17 protein-coding genes and 3 pseudogenes are annotated in these 22,418 nt (G+C 53.4%); 11 read left to right on the top strand and 9 right to left on the bottom strand.

The genetic code is table 11. From position 1 onward, the window contains the following. Positions 1-107 precede the first annotated feature (107 nt). The 4 genes from ACXX9E_RS14270 to ACXX9E_RS14285 all read right to left on the bottom strand — a co-directional run bounded on the left by ACXX9E_RS14270 (position 108) and on the right by ACXX9E_RS14285 (position 6,663). On the bottom strand, positions 108-3,626 hold the full coding sequence (locus tag ACXX9E_RS14270) for a calcium-binding protein (RefSeq protein ID WP_458555577.1): 3,519 nt from the start codon (positions 3,624-3,626) through the stop codon (positions 108-110). A 206-nt stretch (positions 3,627-3,832) separates the two neighbouring features. After that, entirely contained in the window at positions 3,833-4,462 is a 630-nt protein-coding gene (locus ACXX9E_RS14275) for a LysE family translocator (RefSeq protein ID WP_128616525.1), read from the bottom strand. 89 nt (positions 4,463-4,551) lie between these two features. Continuing rightward, positions 4,552-5,901, bottom strand: coding sequence for an NCS2 family permease (locus ACXX9E_RS14280; protein ID WP_003223176.1), 1,350 nt, complete (start codon positions 5,899-5,901; stop codon positions 4,552-4,554). 315 nt (positions 5,902-6,216) lie between these two features. Further along, positions 6,217-6,663 carry a MarR family winged helix-turn-helix transcriptional regulator gene (locus ACXX9E_RS14285; protein WP_128616531.1) on the bottom strand — a complete coding sequence of 149 codons (447 nt, stop codon included), beginning with the start codon at positions 6,661-6,663 and terminating at the stop codon, positions 6,217-6,219. A gap of 82 nt (positions 6,664-6,745) precedes the next feature. On the opposite strand from ACXX9E_RS14285, the gene ACXX9E_RS14290 reads away from it, so the two are divergent. Further along, entirely contained in the window at positions 6,746-7,912 is a 1,167-nt protein-coding gene (locus tag ACXX9E_RS14290) for an aminotransferase-like domain-containing protein (RefSeq protein ID WP_458555578.1), read from the top strand. A 95-nt stretch (positions 7,913-8,007) separates the two neighbouring features. Here the strand turns inward: ACXX9E_RS14290 and ACXX9E_RS14295 are convergent, their stop codons facing one another. The 3 genes from ACXX9E_RS14295 to ACXX9E_RS14305 form a co-directional block, all read right to left on the bottom strand. After that, entirely contained in the window at positions 8,008-8,379 is a 372-nt protein-coding gene (locus ACXX9E_RS14295; RefSeq protein ID WP_123467388.1) for a glutathione S-transferase N-terminal domain-containing protein, read from the bottom strand. A gap of 102 nt (positions 8,380-8,481) precedes the next feature. Continuing rightward, complete coding sequence (folE, locus tag ACXX9E_RS14300) at positions 8,482-9,027, bottom strand: GTP cyclohydrolase I FolE (protein ID WP_019826593.1); 546 nt, start codon at positions 9,025-9,027, stop codon at positions 8,482-8,484. A gap of 22 nt (positions 9,028-9,049) precedes the next feature. Beyond that, a complete protein-coding gene (locus ACXX9E_RS14305; RefSeq protein ID WP_458555579.1) occupies positions 9,050-10,222 on the bottom strand; it encodes a tyrosine-type recombinase/integrase in 1,173 nt (390 codons plus the stop codon). A 249-nt stretch (positions 10,223-10,471) separates the two neighbouring features. Between ACXX9E_RS14305 and ACXX9E_RS14310 the strand changes: the two are divergent. Both ACXX9E_RS14310 and ACXX9E_RS14315 read left to right on the top strand, forming a co-directional pair. Beyond that, positions 10,472-10,684: pseudogene (locus tag ACXX9E_RS14310) on the top strand (phage late control D family protein); the annotation flags it as partial. Between the two features lie 282 nt (positions 10,685-10,966). Beyond that, positions 10,967-11,302 carry a hypothetical protein gene (locus tag ACXX9E_RS14315; RefSeq protein ID WP_186747540.1) on the top strand — a complete coding sequence of 112 codons (336 nt, stop codon included), beginning with the start codon at positions 10,967-10,969 and terminating at the stop codon, positions 11,300-11,302. A gap of 118 nt (positions 11,303-11,420) precedes the next feature. Here ACXX9E_RS14315 and ACXX9E_RS14320 read toward each other — a convergent pair. After that, a pseudogene (locus ACXX9E_RS14320) lies at positions 11,421-11,790 on the bottom strand (SOS response-associated peptidase family protein); the annotation flags it as partial. A 99-nt stretch (positions 11,791-11,889) separates the two neighbouring features. Between ACXX9E_RS14320 and ACXX9E_RS14325 the strand changes: the two are divergent. From ACXX9E_RS14325 to ACXX9E_RS14360, 8 genes and pseudogenes are all read left to right on the top strand, one after another. Continuing rightward, positions 11,890-12,314, top strand: a pseudogene (locus ACXX9E_RS14325) (LexA family protein). Then, entirely contained in the window at positions 12,307-13,584 is a 1,278-nt protein-coding gene (gene umuC, locus ACXX9E_RS14330) for a translesion error-prone DNA polymerase V subunit UmuC (protein WP_458555580.1), read from the top strand. Before ACXX9E_RS14325 ends, umuC begins: the two are co-directional and overlap by 8 nt. A gap of 88 nt (positions 13,585-13,672) precedes the next feature. Continuing rightward, a complete protein-coding gene (locus ACXX9E_RS14335) occupies positions 13,673-15,103 on the top strand; it encodes an IS1182 family transposase (RefSeq protein WP_458555581.1) in 1,431 nt (476 codons plus the stop codon). 255 nt (positions 15,104-15,358) lie between these two features. Continuing rightward, a complete protein-coding gene (locus tag ACXX9E_RS14340; RefSeq protein WP_225931016.1) occupies positions 15,359-15,616 on the top strand; it encodes a DUF3630 family protein in 258 nt (85 codons plus the stop codon). Positions 15,617-16,486: 870 nt separating this feature from the next. Next, complete coding sequence (locus ACXX9E_RS14345) at positions 16,487-17,575, top strand: DUF6575 domain-containing protein (RefSeq protein ID WP_458555582.1); 1,089 nt, start codon at positions 16,487-16,489, stop codon at positions 17,573-17,575. A gap of 231 nt (positions 17,576-17,806) precedes the next feature. Then, positions 17,807-18,712: a DUF6216 family protein gene (locus ACXX9E_RS14350; RefSeq protein ID WP_458555583.1), complete on the top strand. Its 906-nt coding sequence runs from the start codon at positions 17,807-17,809 to the stop codon at positions 18,710-18,712. A 287-nt stretch (positions 18,713-18,999) separates the two neighbouring features. Next, a complete protein-coding gene (locus tag ACXX9E_RS14355; RefSeq protein WP_267795184.1) occupies positions 19,000-20,448 on the top strand; it encodes an AAA family ATPase in 1,449 nt (482 codons plus the stop codon). Between the two features lies 1 nt (position 20,449). Continuing rightward, positions 20,450-21,055, top strand: a complete 606-nt coding sequence (locus ACXX9E_RS14360) for a hypothetical protein (protein ID WP_267795183.1) — start codon at positions 20,450-20,452, stop codon at positions 21,053-21,055. Between the two features lie 443 nt (positions 21,056-21,498). Here ACXX9E_RS14360 and ACXX9E_RS14365 read toward each other — a convergent pair whose 3' ends face one another. After that, the gene (locus ACXX9E_RS14365) at positions 21,499-22,200 is read right to left on the bottom strand and encodes a hypothetical protein (protein WP_134827215.1); all 702 of its coding nucleotides are present in this window, start codon (positions 22,198-22,200) and stop codon (positions 21,499-21,501) included. Positions 22,201-22,418 lie beyond the last annotated feature (218 nt).

Below are 22,418 nucleotides of genomic sequence, written 5' to 3' on the forward strand. Positions count from 1 at the left end.
AGAAAGGCGAGGTGCCGTGCGGTATATGTGTCTTGCGCTGAATTCAAATGATGCGAGGGGTTACGCAGGTTCCGGGACCTCGCCGGCGTACCGGCGAGGTGGACGCGTTATGCCGCGGGCACATTGATGGGGGGCACGGGCCTGGCGGGCAGTTGATGGCTGCAGCGGTGGGTGATTTTTAACTGTGAGTATTCGATGGGGGCGGAGTCGAGCAACCAGCCCTGCAAGGGGAAGCTGTAGGTCAGCGCTCCGGCGCTGTTATCGAGCGGCGCGATGTTTCTGACCTTGAGTTGTTTGTCGGCTACTGCGCTTAACCCTTCGGGCAAGGGCACTGCCGAATCCGGGACTGCAAAGAATCTTGCATCGAGCCCCTCGACATACACCCTGTCGAAGGAAAGGTCGATCGTGTGAACGAGGCCATTGGCTGATATGACCCGCACCTGATCAATCAGGTCATCGCTTTCATATTCCGGCAGATGAACCGTACACGTGCCTATCCGCAGCTGATTGTCTTGCAGGGTTATCCGGGCATTTCCCAGGGCAGTTGCATCGAACTCCCAGGTGGAGGCGAAGGGGAGCCTGACAGGAGCGCTGGCCAGGGCGCCCGGGGTTTTGATTTTGAGGGTGGTATCGGCGGCAAGGTGGACAAGGTAGGTAGAACCTTGTCCCACCAGATGCTCCATGGCCGTTTGTTCAGGGTAAGAGGTGAGTTTGGCGCAAGCGTCTCTTGCGCCGAGGTGATGGGCTTCGTTGGCGGGCAATTCAAAGGCAAACCGCGCGGATCGCCACTCCAGCGGCAACGACATGGGCGTAGTCCAGTGCGTGTGGGCATGCACCTTATAGTGCGCATTGACCGGTGCCGCGTCGGTTTCCGGGGTGAGCTGGGGGTTGAGGGCGACACCGTCGTTGAAAATCAGCACGTATCTGGCTTGGTTGCGAATGGCCATGGTGCGCAGAATCTTGATGACATTCATGGGGTCCTGACCACCACGAGCATGGGAGAACCTCTTCAAGGTCAGTGTGTTCTGACCGAAGTGGTAGGTCAGGTCGCACCCGACAATCACGTCAGGAACCTCTTTTTCCGAGAGTGTTGCAAGGAAGTTCGCTTCGGCTTTGGTCAATTCGCTGCTGGAGTAGTCCAGATAGAGTTTTGTCACCGCATTGGCGCGCTCTACCGAATAGAAAGCAATGTGTTGCTGCACTCTGGGGAGGTAATAGCGTGCGTCGTTCTGGTGTTGAATGATGCATTCGGCGTCATAGAGAATAATCGGCCGCTCGGGTTGGCCCGGTTTGGTAATGACCATTTCGATTTCGACGAACGTGTCGTCGCTGGCGGTCTCCGGCAGCTCAGGGGTCAGATGGTAGCCATCTCGGGTGATGAAGATCAGTTTGTTGTTCTTCAAGCGCCACTGCTTATCGACTTTCCGGTAGACGTCGTGAATGAAGACCACGCTTTTGGCCTGATCATGAAAATCGAAGCCAGAGGTGATCACCAGCGTACTGCGTTTGATGAACCAGCTTTTGATCAGGTCCATTCGCCAGTTAAGGACGATGAAACTTTCCTCCTCCCCGTCTTCCGTGATGCACACGCGAGCCGCCTCATGGGCGATGAAATACTCATCCGTGCCAGCGCCGCCGTTTGCCGCGACCTCTTTGTGCAACAGATGGATCTGATCGTTTCCGGCACCTGCGTTGATCGAATCCTTGCCGCGGGCCTTGATGATGTTGCGTTGGTCGGAGCCGATGACGTGGCTTGCGCCGAACGGCACGGTATCCACGTTTTCGATACTGTCCAGGCGACTGTGCAAAACGCGTTTTCTGCGGCCTGGGTCAGCGGGGTCCGGGTTCATCGTGTGCAATGTCCCCGCCGATAAATGGACGCTGTAGCCGGCTTCGCCTCTGGCCCGTATCGGGTGAGCGCCGCCCAGTGACAACGTGTCTTCACCTGCACCGCCCTTCAGTATCGAAGGTGCGGTTATCGCGCTGGTGTCCTTGAGCTGATCGGCGGCGCCCTCGAAGACAAAGCGGTCATCCTTTTCACCGCCTGTGAGGTCTTTGACGCCCGCCTTGTAATGGAAGGCGTTCGACTTCTTTTCGACGCCCTGTATCGAATCCCGGCCGTCACCGATGAACCACAGGACACCCTTGTGTTGCCCCGCCGTACCCAGTTCGGCGCCGGGCGTCTTGTCGGTGACGCCTGCGCGAGCGTCGAGGGTGTCGTCTCCGTCCTTGATCTGTGGAACGTTGACGGTTTCCCAGGCGTCCTGTTTGGTCCACCAGTTACGCGTCCACACCCGGGTCGGTTTCAGTTCCACGTCCCAGGCACCGTTGACGATGGCTTCGGTACTGTCCTTGAGTTCGCCATCGAGCAGTCTTCTGGCCGTGGCCTTCAGTTGCCTGGCGTGTTCGACCCGCGTTTTGGCGAGGGTGTAGCGATCCTGGACCTCTGCGTCGGGACTCATGAAGCAGAAGGTGAACCAGCCGGTACGCCAACGCTCCTCGTCGCTGAGTTCGATGTAGTCATCAATGTCATCCACCAGCCGCACCGCCCCATAAATCTGCGAGCCGACCGCCAGCATCAGGCCGGCGGCGAGGCCCACGGGACCGGCAAACGAAAAACCGGCCATCGCCGCAGCACCGAGGATCACGGTCATGGCAGCGCTGGTGATGCTCAATCCGGCTTCCACATAGTGATCCATGGCCGCTTTCCCGGTCGCGTTGCTGGCCGAATTGAACGCCCTGACCGCCGTGTAGATATCGAACGGCAGGGTCAGCGCGCCGCCGATCAGACCACCGGAGCGGCTCAGCCGGAGGGCGAATCGGGTTCTGGCGAAGTCGCGGTAACCGGCTTGTCCGGCCTTCATCATTTGCGTCGCGATCTGGGTGATGGTGATGTCGGCGGCGATGGAGCCAGCCTCTGAAAGCAGACCGGCCGTGTTGATTGCGATCTCGGCGCGATCATTGAGTTTTATCGCCGAGACCAAACCGCGCAGCCCCATGAAAATGCCGAACGACTGAACGCCGACACTGGAACCCAAGGCGCCAAAGGTCTTGGCTCGCGCCACCCAGCGTGGCGTGTGCCGGGGTAAGCGGGCGTGGTTGAGGTCCAGTTTTTGTGCGCAATCCAGAAGTTTTGCGAGCTTGCGGTAATGGCCCTCCCGATCGAGCCGGGTGGCGCGGCCTTCCCTGATCATGGGCGGTGCACTGAGCGGGCGCTGGCTGGCGATCTCGAACAGCAGGGTCGACAGTCGGTCACTGTTCAGCGCCGTGGCGGACTTTATCTGCGCTTCGATTTTGGCTGGACTGAATTGCAACGCGTTGATGAAGGCGCGTCCGGGAATTCGAAAGAGGGTGTTTCTGCCATTCAGTGGCAGCCCGTCAATCGTCGCACCCAGGGCGTGAAGATACGCGCGCGTGACTGAGGCGGAGCCGATGTGCAGCGGACCGAATAAATCGTCGACCACATGCAATTGCCTGATGCGGTTTTTGTTCTTTGTACCTGCCTGCGACTGGGGGACACGGTTCAGGTCGAGGGTCGAAGCTGTGCGTGCGTTGGCGTGAAAGCCCATGTCGGTGACGACCACAGCGTCAACTTGTATCGAGGCATCCTGGATAAGAACGGCCATTGTGAACATCCTTGTTCTGGCAAATGGGTGTGAATGAAGCGAGGTTATGGTGGCGGGATTTTTGAGCTGATGTACATCGGCGGGTTGTTGCGATGTATTGCGCACGTGGCGGCGACCGGGGTGTTTCAAGCGCCCGGATGGAGGGTGGTCGCAGAAACAAAAAAGCCATCCCGTCGGTCGGGATGGCTTGTCTGGATATCAACCGGTCAGTGGCTGCTGAGCAAAGAGGCTGCGCCGGCACCGCCGAATAGTCCGGCGCTGATCCGGTTGAACCAGCTTTGTCCTTTGCCGCTGCGCAGGTAACGCGCGGCGCCATGGGCACCCAGGCCGTACGCCAGTTTGCAAAGCAGATCCAGCAGGGTCCAGGTGGCGATCATGATCAGCAACTGGGGCAGGAACGGTTGCTCGGCACTCAGGAACTGCGGCAGGAAGGCGGCGAAGAACAGGATGTCTTTCGGGTTGCTTGCGCCGAGCACGAATGCGCGCCCGAACAATGCGCGAAACCGCGGCACAGGCGCCGCTTGTGGCACTTCGGCGCCGACCGAGGGCTGGCGCGATTGCTGCCAGCTCTGCCAGGCGAGATAGAACAGGTACAGGGCGCCAACGATTTTCAGCGCACTGAACAGCTGTTCCGACGCCAGCAGCAGGGCGCCGAGGCCCAATGCCGAAGCGCTGAGCAGGCAGATCGACGCGGTGACCCCGCCGAGAAAGGCCGGGTAAGAACGGCGCAAACCGAAATTCAGACTGTTGCTGATCATCAGCAATGACAGGGGTCCCGGAATCAGGATCACCACCAGCGCAGCGCCGCTGAACAGCAGCCAGGTTTCCAGACTCATCACTTTGCTCCTTTTTTGTTGTACTCAACAATGTGCAAAAGCCCCACCCGGAGGGGTGAGGCTGATTTGAAGCGTGAACCGCGTGACGCTTACAAGAAAATGAACTTGGCGATGAAGATCGCGCAGAGCACCCACAGGCTGACGGAAATCTCCTTGTACTTGCCGGTACCGGCCTTCAACGCCACGTAGGTGATGAAACCCAGCGCGATGCCGTCGGCGACCGAGAAGGTCAGCGGCATCATGATCGCGGTGACGATCGCCGGGATGGCATCGGTGGCTTCGTCCCACTCGATGTGGGCCATGCCACCCATCATCAGCATCGCAACGTAGATCAAGGCGCCGGCGGTGGCGTAAGCGGGAATCATGCCGGCCAGCGGTGCGAAAAACATTGCCGCTATAAATAGCACACCTACGGTGACGGCGGTAAGACCAGTCCGACCACCAGCGGCTACACCGGCGGCACTTTCCACATAGCTTGTGACCGGAGGAACGCCGACCACGGCGCCGAAGACGCTGGAGGCACTGTCGGCTTTCATGGCGCGGGAGAGGTTTTCGATACGCCCGTCAGCGTTGACCAGATTGGCGCGCTGGGCGACGCCCATCAGAGTGCCGGCGGTGTCGAACATGTGTACAAAGAGGAAGGCCAGGACCACGCTGATCATGCTGACGTTGAACACACCTGCGATGTTCATCGCCATGAAGGTCGGCGCCAGGCTCGGCGGAGTCGACATGATGCCCGAGTAGTGCACAATGCCCAGGCCCCAGCCGGCCAGAGTCACGGTGATGATGCTGATGAGGATTGCGCCGAAGACCTTGTGATAGCTGAGGATCGCGATCATCAGGAAGCAGATCGCCGCCAGCAGCGGGCCGGGTTCACGCAGGGAGCCGAGCTTGATCAGAGTGGCCGGGCTATCGACGACGATGCCTGCGGTTTTCAGGCCGATCAGCCCGAGGAACAGACCGACACCGGCACCCATCGCAAAGCGCAGGCTGACTGGAATGCTGTTGAGCAGCCACTCGCGAATGCGCGAGAAGGTCAGGATCATGAACAGCACCCCGGAGACGAACACCGCACCCAGCGCGGTTTCCCAGTTGTAGCCCATGGTGCCGACCACGGTGTAGGTGAAGAACGCATTGAGGCCCATGCCCGGGGCCAGACCCACCGGCCAGTTGGCGTACAGGCCCATCAGCAGGCAGCCCAACGCGGCGGCGATGCAGGTGGCGACGAACGCGGCACCGTGATCGATCCCGGCATCGGCCATGATGTTCGGGTTGACGAAGATGATGTAAGCCATGGTGATGAAGGTTGTCAGACCGGCAATCAGTTCGGTCTTCACCGTGGTGCCGTGCAAGCTGAGTTTGAAGATGCGCTCCAGCACGCCGGTGCGTAAGGGCGGTGAGAGTTCCAACGTCGATGCTTCGGATTTGCGGCTTTCCACAGCGAGTACTCCTCAAGAGTTTTATTGTTATTTCCAGGGCCGGACCCATGAGGGGTGGCAGCGGCCCTTTGAGGCATACGCGAATTTGTTGACCATGCGGTCAGGAACTCGCACGCTGTGGATTATGCTTTTGTGTACAAATAAAGCAAATATTGTTTTTGGTTTTGTTTACGAAAGATCAGGCGATAGGGATATATCGCCCTCAAGTGCCCCATCGCTGGCAAGCCAGCTCCCAGAGGATTTGCGGGTTTCTCCCTATCTGCGGACGCCATTGTCTTTGTGGGAGCTGGCTTGCCAGCGATGCGGCCGGTTCAGTCAATCAAGATGTGACTGAGTGTTCCCGAGGGCCATATTCACCGCCAACCATCCATTCACCGCCGCCTCCCCAGCCTCGGCAAACACCCGCTCGAGCAGTTTCACCTGTTCACGCCGCAACGCCTGCTCGAACCTGGCGCCTTCAGCGGTCAACGCCAGCAGACGTTTCCGCTTGTCGGTCTCGGACGCCACGCTGTCCACCAAATGCATTTCCTGCAACTGACGCAACGGCATGTTCAGCGCCTGTTTACTCACTCCAAGCAATCCCAGTAATTCCTTCACACTGAGATTCGGGTAGCGCGCGATGAAAAACACGATGCGCTGATGCACCCGCGACAGGCCGCGACGCTCGAGCATTTCATCGGCCTTGGCGGTGAAGGCCTGATAGCCGAAGAAAAACGCTTCCATCGCTTGTTGCTGGCTAGCTGGATTTTTAAGGTCAAGCATATTGACGTACTCGCTCAAGCTGTCGTAGTTTCAGTCAACCAGTTTGACTCATTTTTTCCCTGCCTCGCTACCGGTGACCACCATGGCTTTTTCCGAACGTGTCTCGCGCCTTAAAAGTTCTCTGATCCGCGAAATCCTTGCCGCCGCCCAGCGTCCGGAAATGATGTCGTTCGCCGGTGGCCTCCCGGCTGAAGCCATGCTGCCGAAGGTCGAATGGGATGACATGCCGCTGTCGCTTGGCCAATACGGCATGAGCGAAGGCGAGCCGGCGTTGCGCGAGGCGTTGGCGGCAGAGGCGAGGGCGCTCGGCCTGGCGTGTGAGGCGCGTCAGGTGCTGGTGGTCAGCGGTTCCCAGCAAACCCTGGATCTGGCCGCCAAGCTCTACATCGACAAAGGCACCGAAATTCTGCTGGAAGCGCCGACTTACCTGGCGGCGTTGCAGATCTTCCAGTTATTCGGCGCCGATTGCCTGACCGTGGCGCAAGAATCCGATGGCCCGAACCTCGTGCAGTTGCGCAGTCGCCTTGAACAGCATCGGCCCGCATTCATCTATCTGATTCCGACCTTCCAGAACCCGTCCGCCGTGCGCTACAGCGAAGCCAAACGCGCCGCCGTCGCGGCATTGCTCGATGAGTTCGGCGTGACCCTGATTGAAGACGAACCCTATCGTGAACTGACCTTCGATGGCGGCAGCGCCAAACCGATTGCCGGACGTTTGCAAAAAGCCAGCTGGATCTACACCGGGACCGTGTCGAAAACCCTGCTGCCGGGGTTGCGCGTGGGTTACCTGATCGCCAGCCCGGACCTGTTCCCGCACCTGCTCAAACTCAAACAATCGGCGGATCTGCACACCAATCGCATCGGTCAATGGCAGGCGCTGCAGTGGATTGGCAGTGAGAAATATCAGCAGCACTTGAGTGAGTTGCGCGGCTTCTATCGGCAGCGCCGCGATGCTTTTCAGTCAGCGCTGGAAACGCATTTTTCCGACCTGGCGGACTGGAACATGCCGCAGGGCGGGCTGTTTTTCTGGCTGACGCTCAAGCAACCGCTGGATACGCGCACCTTGCTCAACGAGGCGCTGGCCAACGACGTGGCGTTCATGCCGGGCGAACCGTTCTTTCCCGATCCCGATAAAAATCTTGGGCATCTGCGGCTGAATTTCAGCCACATCGATCCGGCGCGGCTGGATGAAGGACTGAAGCGATTGGCGGCGGTGGTGCGGCAGGCGCAGATAGACAAAGCGGCGTGAAAAACAAATAAACCGGCTTGAGGGCCGGTTTATTTTTGTCTGGACTTTATGGTGACGGGGCGGGCCTCTTCGCGAGCAGCCCCGGCACAAATCCATCAGACTGCAGCGAAACGCTTGTCCAGATAATCAATGATCACCTTGGATTCATACATCCAGGTGGTCTGCCCATTCTCTTCAATGCGCAGGCACGGCACCTTGATCTTGCCGCCTTGGTCCAGCAGCGTCTGGCGATCCTGTGCGTTGTTCTTCGCATCCTTCAGCGCCACCGGTACATTCAGGCGACGCAGGGTGCGGCGGGTCTTCACGCAGAACGGGCAGGCGTGGAACTGATACAGGGTCAGGCCTTTTGCAGCAACGTTGACCTGGGCCTGAGTTTCGGCCGGGCGCTGTTTCTTGCCTGGACGGGTGATGAAGTCGATGAAGATGATCAGTTGGCCAAGGCCGACACGAAGCGCTTTTACGAACACGTTGAAAGCCTCACGGTGTAAATGGAGAAAGGCGCGCAGCTTACCCGATTTTTCACGGACGAAAAAAACCGGCGATCAACGCCGGTTTTTTTGTGTCGCCGATTACTTGATCAGGCTGAGGAACTCGCTGCGGGTCGCCGCGTTTTCACGGAACTCGCCGAGCATCACCGAAGTGATCATCGACGAATTCTGCTTCTCGACACCGCGCATCATCATGCACATGTGCTTGGCCTCGATCACCACGGCAACGCCCAGCGCGCCGGTGACTTGCATCACCGCATCGGCGATCTGGCGGCTGAGGTTTTCCTGGATCTGCAGGCGACGGGCGTACATGTCGACGATTCGCGCGACCTTCGACAGGCCCAGCACTTTGCCGCTCGGGATGTACGCGACGTGGGCCTTGCCGATGAACGGCAGCAGGTGATGTTCGCACAACGAGTACAGCTCGATGTCCTTGACCAGCACCATTTCGCTGTTGTCGGAGCTGAACAGGGCACCGTTGGTGACCTCTTCGAGCGTCTGTTCATAACCGCGGCAGAGGTACTGCATGGCTTTGGCGGCACGCTTTGGCGTGTCGAGCAGGCCCTCGCGGGACACGTCCTCGCCCAGTTGGCCGAGAATCGCGGTGTAGTTCTGTTCCAGTGTCACAGGGGCTGATTCCATAAGGGTTTCAGAGGGGTACTGTTTCTGTCTGTACCAATTTTGTACCAATCAAGCTGTTTTCGAGCTTACCGAGTTCACCCCAGTCAGTGCTGGAGTTGATCCATCGGGCGTAAGTCGATAGCAACATCTGAACGCTATGACCGAGCTGAGTGGCAATAAACGCAGGGTTCATACCCGCCATGAGGCACATGGTAGCGTATGTGTGTCGGCAGTTGTATTGCCGGCGGGCGCGAATCCCCAATTCGGTCAATGCAGCCTGGACGTGTTTGTCGGTCACACTCGATTGTTGAATGAACTCGAGGTTCTTGGTTAGCGGGAACACGCAGGGCAAATCGGCGCGTTTGCGGCGGCTCTGCCCGGCGCGTTGCTGTGCTTCCAGCTCGGCTTGCTCGAGGGCGTGCAGCGCGCGGCTATTGAGCACGACCTGGCGTACGTTCCAGTTTTTTGTGCGCTTCTCGATCTTGTAGTTCGCGACGATCCGACACACGTTGACCAGTCGCTTTTCCTTGTCGACCTCTTCCCAGCGCAGCGCCGCGATCTCGCTGGGGCGCATGCCGGTGTAGAAGGCGAACTCGAAGTACGCGGCGTAGATCCGCATCGAATGGGTCAGCGTCTTATATAGGTGATCGATGATTTGGTTGGCCTCGCCAACCGTGAACGGATCGATGGGCTTTTTGGCCTTTACTGGCAGTTCGATGGATTCCACGGGGTTACGGTTGATCAGGCCGTCTTTCACTGCGGTACCGAACACTGTGGTCAGGCGCTGGATCGCCGCGCGCTTAACGCCCGGCGTAGGCCATCCGGTATTGGCCACCACCTTGCGCAGCATCATGGATGTGATGCCGTCGATGGGCAGCATTGCCAAATACGGCATCCAATACAGATTGAGGGAGCCGAGGTAGTTCTTGCGTGTCCCGGCCAGGATCTCGCGACTGTTGAGCCACTCCTGGGCGTACTCCCCGAAACGGGGAGTCGCCGAGTAGTTGGCATAGGTGGAGTTTGGGAACAGTTCGGCGTAGCGCTGATCATCCAGCACGCTTTGCTTGATCAGGCTGGTTACGTTAGAGCGTAAGTCGGCGGCAGCCTTAGGCATCACGCTCAACGGCACAGACGGTGCGCCCGCCGAGGAGGTGGCCGCCGAGTATTCTGCCACCAGCGCCTGCGAAAAGAGCCAGCTCATTCACGCGGCCTCCAATGAAGGACGCTTATACCCCTGAATAAGCTGCGCGGGCGGACGATTCTGAGCGATTAGCGTTGCATTGGGTGTCGCTGCCTCGCGCAGCTTTTCGTGGGGTATAAGCGCATCGGTGGTGCTGCTGGAAGGAGCAATAATGCCTGCTGCTTCGCAGCAGAGACTGTTTGTTTCAAGCGTGTCGACGCTGATTTCCTTGCGGAGCAAAGCGGTTGTGGTTTGGGTGTTGTTCCCCGTATCTTTGCCGAGCGACCGATTCTCGCGCAGGGCTTCAAGGTCGGGCTTGACGGTGAGTATCTGGCGGACTCGGTTGAACAGGTGCTCACCCAATCCGGCTGGTCGACCACCGTCGAATGCAATGCCGGCAAGGCTGGAAAATCCAAGGGTAAGGACAAGAAAAAGAAAGCAGCGAAACCGCCACTCAAGGTTGTGAACGTCGAGAAGCAGTAGCCGCATCCTATCGCCGCCTGAGTGCGGTTTTTTTACGTCTGGAGTTTGTATGTCCATCACTGAACAGCAACCGCATGAACGGTGCCGAATGGGAGCAGTTGGGCCGTGAAGTGCGCGGCTGATGATTCCGAGCGGCCGGGAGAAGTTGCAGGGCGTTATCTCGTACTAAAGAAATCCTAGCCCGGTAGTCGCTGGCGAGTTTTGATATTAGAATGACACTCTGATTACGTCCCATGGACGTCCCCCCCTGTGGCCGTGTGTGCGGAGTGGAAAAAGTAAGCGATGGGAACGATGGAACCGATGGACTGGATTGTGCGGTTGAGCGTGGTGTTTTTCGTAAGTTGGTGCGTGGCGTTGCTGCTGGCGGAAGTATGGCGGCAGTTATGGAACTGGATGGATGATCACGCCCAGCCGATTGTGCGTAACCCGCTGATGTCATGGGTGCTGCGCCTGTTTTTCCGTAAGGGTGGCGATGCCTTCGACGTCTGGGTGTCTGTCGTGTTGATCACGCTGTGGCCAGTGTATTTGCTGGGTCTGCTGGGGGTGTTTGCTGCACGCAGGGCCCGTGGTCTGCGCCGCCGCTACAAGCAGTTTCGCGTTTCGCGCGTGAGTGTGTGACGACCTGACGGCGGTGCTGTCCTGGCCGTTCACTGACTCCGAGGAATCCCCACCAGGGCCGAACAACACCGCGAACCGTTGCTGAACCACTCAATGCGTCTGTCGGTACACCCTAGTGCAGCACCATCTCTTCGGCGAGCTCTTTGGGGATTGCTGGATCGAGCCATTCACGCGCCAGTTCAGGCGAAAGCGCTACCGGCCGCCGGTCATGGATATCCACCATCCCACCAAAACTGTCGGCGGTGATGATCACGAAGCCGTCATGCTCGGAGGGTTCTTTTCAGGCGATTGGATATTGTTCAATTGCAGCGCACCATGTCCGCATGCGGAAGTCCTTCTTCCTGGTGAAACAGCACAAGCAGCGTGGTGGGTGCTGCGTTGTAGCGTTCGAGCGGCAGATCCCCGATGTGGTTGACGAGTGCATTGGGCATGCTCAAGGCGGCAACAAAGTCGTGAATGCCATCGTATTGCGAGAGTCGTCCGCACATTGCCTGCCTGCCCGCCGATCTGATAATTCCTACAGAAATTGACCGCCAGGCTTTCAAAAAGTTAACTGTATGTTCGTACAGTATTGGAGGTCGTGCGTCATGAGCTGTTCAATTTTAGGCCCAATTGCCGAGGTCGGCCTGAAGCTGCCTTTTTGTTTGTTCCAGGTACCCGCTGGTTTTCCTTCGCCGGCTGCTGATCACATTGAGGCACACATCTCCCTAGATGAGGTGCTCAACATCCGTGCCCCGCATGTCTACCTGGTGAAAATCACCGGGGAAAGCATGCAGGGCGCGGGCATCTTTGACGGAGACCTAGCGTTGTAGACCGTTCGCTGGAGCCGGCCCATGGCCACATCGTGGTGGCGCTGCTGAACAACGATCCGCTGTGCAAGCGACTGTGCATTCGGGGAAAGGACGTGATCCTTTTGTCTGAGAACCCCAAGTATCCGCCTCGCTATGTGCTGGAAGGTGATGAGCTAGCCATCTGGGGCGTAATCATCGGCAGTGTACGCAGCCATGTCTAAAGTAACGCCGGTATTCGGCCTGATTGATTGCAACAGCTTCTACGCCAGTTGCGAACGGGTATTCCGTCCGGATCTGGCGAGAGTGCCGATCGTAGTGCTGTCCAACAACGACGGCTGTGTGATTGCTCGAAGCTACGATGCCAAGCCGTTCGTGAAGATGGGCGAGCCGTACTTTCAAATCAAACACAAGCTGAAGCAGCACGGCATCGTCGCTTTCTCCTCGAACTATGCGCTGTACGGCGACATGAGCGAGCGTGTCATGATGTTGATCGAATCGCTGGTGCCAGCCGTCGAGGTGTACAGCATCGACGAAGCGTTCGTCGACCTCACCGGCATCAGTGGCTTGGATGGCCTCGGGCGCAACATCCGTAGCCAGGTACTGCGTTTTACCGGTATTCCCGTCGGTGTTGGCATTGCGCACACCAAAACCTTGGCCAAGTTGGCCAATCACACCGCCAAGCGCCTGCAGGCGCAAAAGGGTGGCGTCGTGAACATCTGTGATCCGGTCAAGCGAGATTGGGTGCTGCGCAACACGGACGTGGCGGAGGTGTGGGGAGTGGGGCGGCGCATGAAAATGCACCTGGACGCCATGGGCATCAATACCGCCATGGATCTGGCCAAAGCGGATCCGTGGACATTGAGAAAAAACTTCAGCGTGGTGATCGAGAAAACTGCTCGGGAATTAGCCGGCACGCCATGCCTAGAACTGAACGAGCCGGATCCACCCAAGCAGGAGATCTGCAGCAGCCGGATGTTCGGGAAAAGGCTGAAAGAGCTGCCGCCGATCAAGGAGGCAGTCGCAACCTACATGATGCGGGCATCGGAAAAGCTCCGGGCACAAAAGTCGCTGTGCAAGAAGATTCGGGTCAGCATCCGCACCGGAATGTTCAATCCCGATGAGGCCAAATACGCGAATGGGGTCGTGGTGGATCTGCCTTACCCAACGGATGATGTTCGGCTGTTGACCACGGCTGCTGTGGATGCACTCGATCGAGTATTCCGTCCTGGTTTCAGTTACAGCAAAGCGGAAGTTATGCTACTGAATCTATTTCAGCCGGGTGAATACACGGACGATTTGTTCGCCATTTCTCAGCCGACGGAGGCGACAAGGGTGATGGCGGTGTTGGATGAAATCAATGGACGATGGGGGAGGGGGACGCTTCGGGCTGCGAGTGTGCCGATCAATCCCGATTGGGGTATGCGGCGGGAAATGATGAGCCAAAGCTATACAACGCGCCTGGATCAACTCTGGACAGTTAACTGCAGCTGATGAGTGTCTGCTTTCGGCCCAGAGTGTGTAAAAACGCCTTCGCGAACACTTGCTATGATTTCTGAGGATTTCATCGCAGGGATCGCCCATGAAGCGCTTTATCCAAGGTGAACATCGAGGCCAAGGCACCTTACTTCCCGAGAGCCTCGACGACTACGTCAGCGATACCAATCCGGTGCGCGTAGTCGACGTCTTCGTCGACGAACTCGACCTGGTCAAACTGGGTTTTGACGGTGCCATTCCAGCCGACACTGGCCGACCTGCTTACCATCCCTCGGTCTTGTTGAAGATCTACATCTACGGTTATCTCAACCGCATCCAGTCGAGCCGACGCCTGGAGCGAGAAGCCCAACGCAACGTCGAACTGATGTGGTTGACCGGGCGTTTGATGCCGGACTTCAAGACCATCGCCAACTTCCGAAAAGACAACAGCAAAGCCATCCGAGGCGTCTGCCGCCAGTTCGTCGTGTTGTGTCAGCAGTTGGGACTGTTCGGAGAACATCTGGTCGCCATTGATGGCAGCAAATTTAAAGCCGTCAACAATCGCGACCGCAATTTCACCAGCGCCAAACTGAAGCGGCGAATGGAAGAAATTGAATCGAGCATCAACCGTTACCTGACGGCACTCGATGCTGCTGATCGGCAAGAACCAACAGCTACCGAGCCCAGCGCCGTGCGGCTGGAAGAGAAAATCGCCAAGCTCAAAATTCAAATGAAAGAGCTTCAGGCGATCGAAATTCAGCTCAATGAATCACCGGATAAACAGGTCTCACTGACCGATCCAGACAGCCGATCAATGATGACGCGCGGCACGGGAATTGTTGGCTATAACGTGCAGACAGCGGTCGATACGCAGCACCATTTGATCGTTGCACATGAGGTTACCAACGTCGGTTCCGATCGCGATCAACTCAGCTCGATGGCCAAGCAGGCCCGCGAGGCTATGGCGTCAGAAACGCTGTCGGTAGTGGCTGATCGAGGTTACTTCAAAAGCGAAGAGATCCTGGGTTGTCACGATGCCGGGATCACCGCCTATGTGCCCAAGCCGATGACCTCTGGAGCCAAAGCGGACGGGCGTTTCAATAACGATGCTTTCATCTACGACGCGGCAAAAAACGAATACATTTGCCCGGCGGGAGAAGCACTGATCTGGCGCTATACCAACGTTGAAAAAGGCCTGACGCTGCAACGTTACTGGAGTTCGAAATGCAGGGGCTGCGCGCTGAAAGCGCAGTGCACACCGAGCACGGAACGACGAGTTCGACGCTGGGAGCATGAAGCCATACTGGAGGAAATGCAGAACAGACTGAGCAACGCGCCGGACATGATGCGAGTCCGCAAGCGTACGGTCGAGCATCCCTTCGGGACGCTCAAACAATGGATGGGTGCGACGCACTTCCTGACGCGAAAGCTGGCCGGGGTGGGCGCGGAGATGAGTTTAAATGTGCTCGCCTACAACATGAAACGGGTCATGAAAATCATCGGTGCTCACGGTTTAATGAAGGCGCTGTCGGCATAAAAAGCTGATTTTGGCCCATCCCAGAGACTGTAAAAACAGCGTTGACGTGTTCCAGGTCGCGACTGATGCAATACGCAGCATTTGCCATGCGATCGTTCAGCCACGAACGTCAATGATCCAAGACGATGAAGCCTTGAGCGTTTTTACACACTCTGGGCCAATAGCGGTCATCCTCCTCCGTCAGGTGTCGACCCATTGCGGCCATTCGCAGGAGCCACCAGAATCGGAGGAATGTTGGTGGTGAGGTGACGCATAGTGAGGATTGAAGTATCAGAAGAAGCCGACTGGAAGCTTTTCGAGGACGTGGCCGGGGTTATTGAGCAAGGGCTGGGCGGTTCCTGGAAAGAAAGGCTCGATGGCCCGGACCAGCGTTATTGGGATCTGTTGGTGGATGAACACACGCTCACCCTACACCTTGAACACTATTTAGGCATTTCAGTGGTCATTCCCGATAGCGCAGATGACATCGCTCGAAGAGTATGTGCGTTGCTTAATCGGCCTCCTTGCGGGTAAGCCCGCTCTGACAAAGATCTCAACTGATCTAAAAGGCAGCTGTGGGTCGATTTCTGCATGTCGCTATTATCAGCTTCTGGCCGATAGCTGCCGATCCCGTTGGCAGCTATCGGCCAGAAGCGGTCAGTCGTGGCCGTCAGCTTTCGACCAACAGCGGTTACTTGCAGCTAACATAATTTTGGCGTTTCATTCATTTCTAAAATTTGAAACGTTAAGCAGCAAGCTTGGATAATGTCTAGGAACTCCAGGGGCGATTCGGATGAAGCTTACCGTCAATCAATAGCAGCATCTGGATTTTGTGGCGCGCATCAATCTTGCCTTTCGCTTGCCATTCGTCGGGGATCGAATGATACGAAGCTAGCGTAGTTTCGCAGATGTCACAGGTGTGAAATGATGGCTTAATGCCTTCGAATCAGGCCACCAAATCATAAAAAGGGATTTTATGTCTTATACCTATAGCGCCCAGCTAGCGTTGCTGTCTGCGAGCGGATATCAATGTCCGCCAGCAGGAACATCTCCGATTCAACGAGATGCATGGCGGTGGGTGGCAAATCCGGTTAGTACGCAGTGTTTCGCTCCGGTGGCCGTTCGAAACCCTCCTCGCTTTCTTCGGGCTACCGACCCAGTCGAGAAGTGCTCCTGCTGGGGGCTATCTATGTTTACGTCGTATGCCCAGAGTGTTAGTGCTTTCCAAAGCGTTCAAAAAAGTTTTCGCATGGCACGCAAAGTGTTTGGCGGGCACGTTGCGAATTTGTTAATCACACCTAATGATGGGGCCTGTACCGCTGCGAATCGTTATGGCCATTTTGACTTTCATCCATACACGACAGGTAACGTATATAATAACGTGTCAATGGTGCGAGCAATCCCATGAGCTTTCTCCGTATTGAGGGTCAAAAAATAGATGCTCGAACTTTATCTAAGCATCAGTGGAATGCTGATTTAATTGAGTTCGAGGGGCCACTACTAAGTCTTTATAAAAGCGAGTCTGGCAATGACTTGTTGTACGCTTGGCTAGATTGCAATTCGACTCGCAATCGCTGGTGTATCATACCGGTAGGTCGAAAATCTCTTCGAGATTATTTGGAACAACAGATAACCCTAAGAGATATATATATAGAGTCTGAATGGTTGGTTATATTTCATACCGGTGGATCCGCGAAACGAAGTGCTTTTCTTTCTACAAGCTGGGATAAACTACCAGAAGCATATTTGCCTGAGTCTGACTCATATCTGACTCCTGAAATAGCAACTCCGGCGGCGGAAAAATTGGCTGAGGAGATTACAGAGTCTTATTTCCTGGGTTTAGATGGTGAGCTGTATATAGATGATTTTTCACTAGTCCCTAAAATATATCAGCAACTCTATTCATTTCACTATGGACTGGAGCACCTTGATCGCCCTGCAGTACATGGTGCATTGAGTAAACTTGCAGGTAGTTGGACCGGTGGGTTCAGTGCCGTCCACCTTTTCACTGGACTGAATTCAGTAACGCCATCTATACACAGGGCTAAAGTAACAGAGATTCAGTTTGCGTCTCCAGGGCATATCAAACTAAATCTATTGTCCAACCTTGCTCGTAGAATTGAAGCGTCCGCCAGCCAGATTCTCGATGAGAGTTCTTTCATAGCGTTGGAGCAATATTATTCGACCGTTTATAGATATTTCAAAGAAAACAAAATATCCGGCTTTGATGACGAGCGGCAAATAACGGCAACTCTAGCTCCTGAAATTCTTATTCGCTTGAAAGAGTTTGTAGACTTCTTCTTTGACTTGATGAAGTGGGAAGATTATCGAAGTAGTTTTGATTATCTAAATGTCGACCCTCTGCATCAACTGCGTGTTCTTCTTGGTTATTATCGCAGACTTAAAAAGCTCCGTCCTTATTTGGTGGGTGGCAATCTATTCTTGGGTAATTCCCGCATTTTTGGAGCTTCTGATTCGGATGCCATAGAATAAGCTATAACTCGAAAGGTGTGCTGCCGTGTAGGAGTGGTATCCTCATGGTGATGTAAGCCCCTATCTTGATTTTTCAACCTTAATCTACACAAAAACTTAGCGCCTAAGGGCGTAATATGTTTTTCTAGCTTTCGCACATATGCTCAATAACAGCTTGTGGCAGACAACCCCATGCTATGGAATCGAACAAGCTAGACTAATCGGTTGTTCTTTATTGTGATGGAAATATAAATGGCGGATTCTGAAAATCAAGTACAACTGCTTGATAACGTTGTAGGCAGCCTGAAAGATATAAATCCTTGGATTACGACAGCAATTCTATGCGTGTTGATTGTATGGGCTATTGCTCGTGCTCGATCCGCGCACTTTCTTTACGATAGATTTTGGAGGATGGTTGGTGGTGGAGAAATACAAAATTCTACGTTAAAAGCATACTGGGCTGATGTCCGGGATGTTGAAGGTTTCAGATTTCGCACAGGAATTAACTTTCCAACGATGAAAATTTTGCTGACTACAGCGCAGTGGACAAGAGATCATAATATTAACATCAGAGACTTGTCTTTCGCGCGAGGTTGGATTCGCGATTTGCCATGGGTTTTTGGAGAACCACCAATCAGAATGATAAGAAGTGTGGTAATAGCGCTATTGCTTCCATTTGGTGTGCTTGCAACTGGGACCGCTTACATGCTGGGTAGTGAAAGCGTACTCCTGACTATAAAAGAATCGAAAGTGATTTTCTGGACTGACGGTTTTACGGCGACAAACTTTTTCTTCGAATCGCATATACCTGATTTTTCTGTAACTCAAAACAGCTGTCCAACGCTCCAACTTGAAGGGTTGACCAAGGAAGATGTTAAGGTCATCTGTGAAACATTATCCCCAGATAATTTAAAAGACATCAAGAAGTCTTTGACAGAGCAGCGGATTATTGCTGGATATTTTTTAGCTGTGTTGACGTTCATCTCATTCATTCTCCTACGATCTCTTGCTCAGGCACAGATGGCGATAAAACTTCGTAAATATCCTAAACCTAATTTTGGAGCAAGCGAGCCACAATATGAATTGACACCCAGCATGCAGCCCGTACTGACTGAATCGTCAATTTGTCAAAGGGAATCGACGAATGCATCTGGCTAACTGATAGACCGTTTCCAATCAGCGAAGGCCTCAAAGCCAATCGTCCGCTATTAGCCGGTGTGCATTCTCGATGCAGATCGAGTCCGTCTCCAGCAGCATCGCGGACAGTCGCGTCGATAGATGGCAGCAGGAATCCTTCGCGAAGCCGTACGTTTAGCAGAGGGGAACCGGTTACTATGGTCGTCCAATTCGCTTTAGCTGGCACGAGTTACGGTTTTTTTTGATATGATCTGAAGAATGGCAGACTTCTATACAAGAAATGATGTAATTTCGATGCAGGGAACGTAATGAAAATTGAAATTAGAAATTTTGGCCCAGTCAAAAGTTTCGCATTTGACTTAGAGCGCCCAATGCATCTAATTGTTGGCACCAATAATATCGGCAAGTCCTATGCACTGACCGCTTATTACTTGGCGATATGCTCGCTTTTAGAAAGTCGTGCGTTGATGATGAATGTGTTTTCTCAAATTGAGCTGATAGATTCAGACTTAAATTTTAATGAGTCTTTAGAAAAAACATACAAGAAGAAACTTAAAGACGATCCCTCGCAGGATATAGATATCAAAAGGTTTTTTGAAGAGTCTGCAAAGGAAACATTTGATAAGACTATAGCTGCTGCCTTCAACGAAAAAATTGAAAGTTCTTATTCAGGGTTCAAATCTATATTGAATCGGCGAAATAAGACGTCGCCCTGCGCAATACACTTTGAGCTTCCCGGAATACAATTTACTCTTGAAAATGATGGTGAAGGTTTTAAAACCACGTCACTGACTTACACCTTGAAGGTGTTGTCAGTAGCGCCAGCAGAAACGAAGCGAAAGATTGCTAAAACTGTTGTTTATCATAGAAAGTCCAATGATCCGACCAAAAGCATCAAAGAAATAAGGATGTCTAGTATTGCTCAGGCCTTTGCTTCTATCGTAGTGCCCGCGGCTAATATTTCGAACATTTATTACCTGCCGGCCTCCAGGTCAGGTTTATATCAAGCGTTATCCTCTTTCGGTGCCATTATTGCAGAGCTTTCAAAAAAACGTACATTCTTAAATTCGAAAATAGAATTGCCTGGGATTTCATGGCAGCTTAGTGAATATTATTTGAAACTTACCGAGATCAACGAAAAAACTTACATTTACGATCCCGAATGTTTTCACGAAAAAATTGCAAAAAAGATTGAAGCCGATATTCTGAAGGGGAGAATTGTTTTTGAGTCAAACACTAAAAAACTTTACTATATTCCCGACAATACAGATTTGCGCTTAGAGCTGTCCGCGACGTCCTCTATGGTATCCGAGATCGGCCCTATCGTAGCTTATATTCGCTATATACTTTCAGCAGAGTCCGTGCAAGACAAAGCAGTGGCCGCAGCTCTAACCAGAACTTCACTCAAAGAAAAAGTAGCCGCACCAATTTTGATAATTGAAGAGCCGGAAGCGCATCTTCATCCGGAAAATCAAATAAAAATGACCGAAATCTACGCCGAGCTTTCTAATTTTGGTGTAAAAATTATCATGACCTCTCATAGTAATTACGTATTTAATAAACTTAGCAATATTGTCATTTCTAAAACGCTGGCAGCAGACAATGTAAAGTGTGACATATTTGAGGAGACCGATGAAGGGACGGTCGGCCTAGCACTTGATATCAATGAATTTGGATTGGATGATCAAAATTTTGTTGACGCCTCTGAAAAACTCTTAAACGAAAAAATGGAACTGTTTTCCAATATCGAGTTTTGAAATGATCAATCATATTAATCAAGACCCATTGGCGTTTGGAATAAGTGCAGGCAGTTTGGAAGAGGAAGGCATCAAGGTGTCTTTTGGAGAAACCTTAACCGGTGCTGATGGTGATATAGACTATGAACGCGTAGCAGTATTGAAGCCCGACGCTTTTTACAATACACAGGATTTTGCCACTCCACCTAAGTCCCCAGATGGGGTCGTCATTGTAAAAAACAATGAAGAGATATTTATGTATATAGCGGAACTCAAATCATCGCCGCTCAAACATATTAAAAAATCTGACATTGTAGAGAAATTCGACACCATGTTTTCGCGGTTTTTGATTGAGGACTTCAAGCATATTTTTTTGGATCTGGATTACAATTTAAAAAACTTATCGTTATGGTTGGTGTGTGATCCCACTAATATTAGGTCAAGTATTGATGATCCAGTGGCACTTGCTCGTAAGATTCAGGCGAGGGCTGCACTGAGGGGTGTACTTACAGAGTTCGTTTCATCTTTTCGACCTTATACTTTTCAAGGTGTTACAAGATACATCGTCCCGATGGTATCTCCGCCTAAAATTGAGTGCGATCACTTCACTGATTTTTTACCAGATTAAGATTCTCGCTTACATGGCTTGAGTCTAATTAGTTGAGTTGGCTGTTAGATTTGAGTCATTGTCATTTAGACTGATATAGTATTCTTCTGGTGGCTCGTCGAGCCTCACAGACTGCTCTTCTTGTTAACTTGTAGCGCTGGCTTTATAAGGCGGATGTATATTTCTGCGAACTTTCGAGAAAGGATTGTCGAAGCAAGGCCTCTCCGACTAAAACAGTACCTACGAATCATCGCCCTTTCTTCAAGATATCAGAAATGATTCGATGGAAAATTGACTGTTCAGTAGCTTTCATTTTCGACCATATGGCTGCCTTACGAACGTCTGCTTATGGCCGGGAGCAGCCGTTCCCAGCAATCCTCTTTGGTCGACTGTCGTCGCTCACGAGGGGCGCCAGGGGCCAGTAGCTTCCAGGTGGGCGTCCGGGAAATCAGGAGCGATCCAATTCATGAATCATGTTTTTTTGATCGGTTGGTAATGTAGATGATAGATGTTGCAGCGAACTCAAGAAAAAACTCTGCTTCTGCCTTTGAAAGAGCTGACTCGACTGTACCGCCGTGCCTAACGAAATCTTTGTTACTCGCATACCCATAGGCTTGGGTGATCAAGCGCTCAATATCTGCATCGAGATTTGCTTTCTTGATGACCTTGCCGAGCGTTCCGTTGGGCTCGTTCATCAACACCATGAGGCTTGACTCAATCGAGCTGATTGACTCCTTTATAGAGTTTTCGAAGTCAGGCGTTGCTGAGTAAATGAAGTTCTTCGCCTTTAGCCATTGGGCACGAATTGGCGTCAATTCATCAGCCAAGGCTTCATTTGCCTTACTCCAGTTCCTAGATGATGGGGCGTGTCGTTGTCTCCGTTTGAGGTCGAGCAAAATGTCGGCATAGAGCTCCTGCACGTAAACGCGTCTGCTCGCATAAGTGCTCATTTCCTGGAGCTTGCAAAATGCCATGAAGACTTCGAGCGATTTGTGAGGGTTGGGGTTCGCATATTTCGCATCTTCCAGATCAATTGTAACCTCTGGATAAAGCTCTCGATATTCGGCAGGCTGAACAGAGGTTCGTCCATCGGTGGCGTACGCGATCATTAACGTTTGTATCTCAATGATTTTTGCACCCAGTTCAATCGCTCGCTTGCTGTCCACAGATTACTCCTGGCTTCCTGATGAACGCGTTTCACCTAGTTTAGTCATGGGAAAGTGAGGGAGTAAGGAAGCTTACCTGTATTGATTGACGCATCCGAGCGGCTGCTTTTGGCCGATTTCTGTCTGTCGCGATGGGCCGCAAACGACCCATAGCTGGCGGTCACGAATGGCAGTAACCAACCCATTGCAGTCCTTCAACACTGGCAGAAGTCGGCAAA

This window comes from Pseudomonas sp. GNP014, assembly GCF_054344005.1.

What these genes read in the sequence shown, in the direction of transcription:
- ACXX9E_RS14305 (WP_458555579.1), bottom strand. Translation starts at nt 10,222, where the DNA reads ATGAGCTGGCTCTTTTCGCAGGCGCTGGTGGCAGAATACTCGGCGGCC.
- ACXX9E_RS14275 (WP_128616525.1), bottom strand. Translation starts at nt 4,462, where the DNA reads ATGAGTCTGGAAACCTGGCTGCTGTTCAGCGGCGCTGCGCTGGTGGTG.
- ACXX9E_RS14350 (WP_458555583.1), top strand. Translation starts at nt 17,807, where the DNA reads ATGGCGGATTCTGAAAATCAAGTACAACTGCTTGATAACGTTGTAGGC.
- ACXX9E_RS14335 (WP_458555581.1), top strand. Translation starts at nt 13,673, where the DNA reads ATGAAGCGCTTTATCCAAGGTGAACATCGAGGCCAAGGCACCTTACTT.
- ACXX9E_RS14285 (WP_128616531.1), bottom strand. Translation starts at nt 6,663, where the DNA reads ATGCTTGACCTTAAAAATCCAGCTAGCCAGCAACAAGCGATGGAAGCG.
- ACXX9E_RS14360 (WP_267795183.1), top strand. Translation starts at nt 20,450, where the DNA reads ATGATCAATCATATTAATCAAGACCCATTGGCGTTTGGAATAAGTGCA.
- ACXX9E_RS14270 (WP_458555577.1), bottom strand. Translation starts at nt 3,626, where the DNA reads ATGGCCGTTCTTATCCAGGATGCCTCGATACAAGTTGACGCTGTGGTC.
- ACXX9E_RS14345 (WP_458555582.1), top strand. Translation starts at nt 16,487, where the DNA reads ATGAGCTTTCTCCGTATTGAGGGTCAAAAAATAGATGCTCGAACTTTA.
- umuC (WP_458555580.1), top strand. Translation starts at nt 12,307, where the DNA reads ATGTCTAAAGTAACGCCGGTATTCGGCCTGATTGATTGCAACAGCTTC.
- ACXX9E_RS14290 (WP_458555578.1), top strand. Translation starts at nt 6,746, where the DNA reads ATGGCTTTTTCCGAACGTGTCTCGCGCCTTAAAAGTTCTCTGATCCGC.
- ACXX9E_RS14315 (WP_186747540.1), top strand. Translation starts at nt 10,967, where the DNA reads ATGGGAACGATGGAACCGATGGACTGGATTGTGCGGTTGAGCGTGGTG.
- ACXX9E_RS14355 (WP_267795184.1), top strand. Translation starts at nt 19,000, where the DNA reads ATGAAAATTGAAATTAGAAATTTTGGCCCAGTCAAAAGTTTCGCATTT.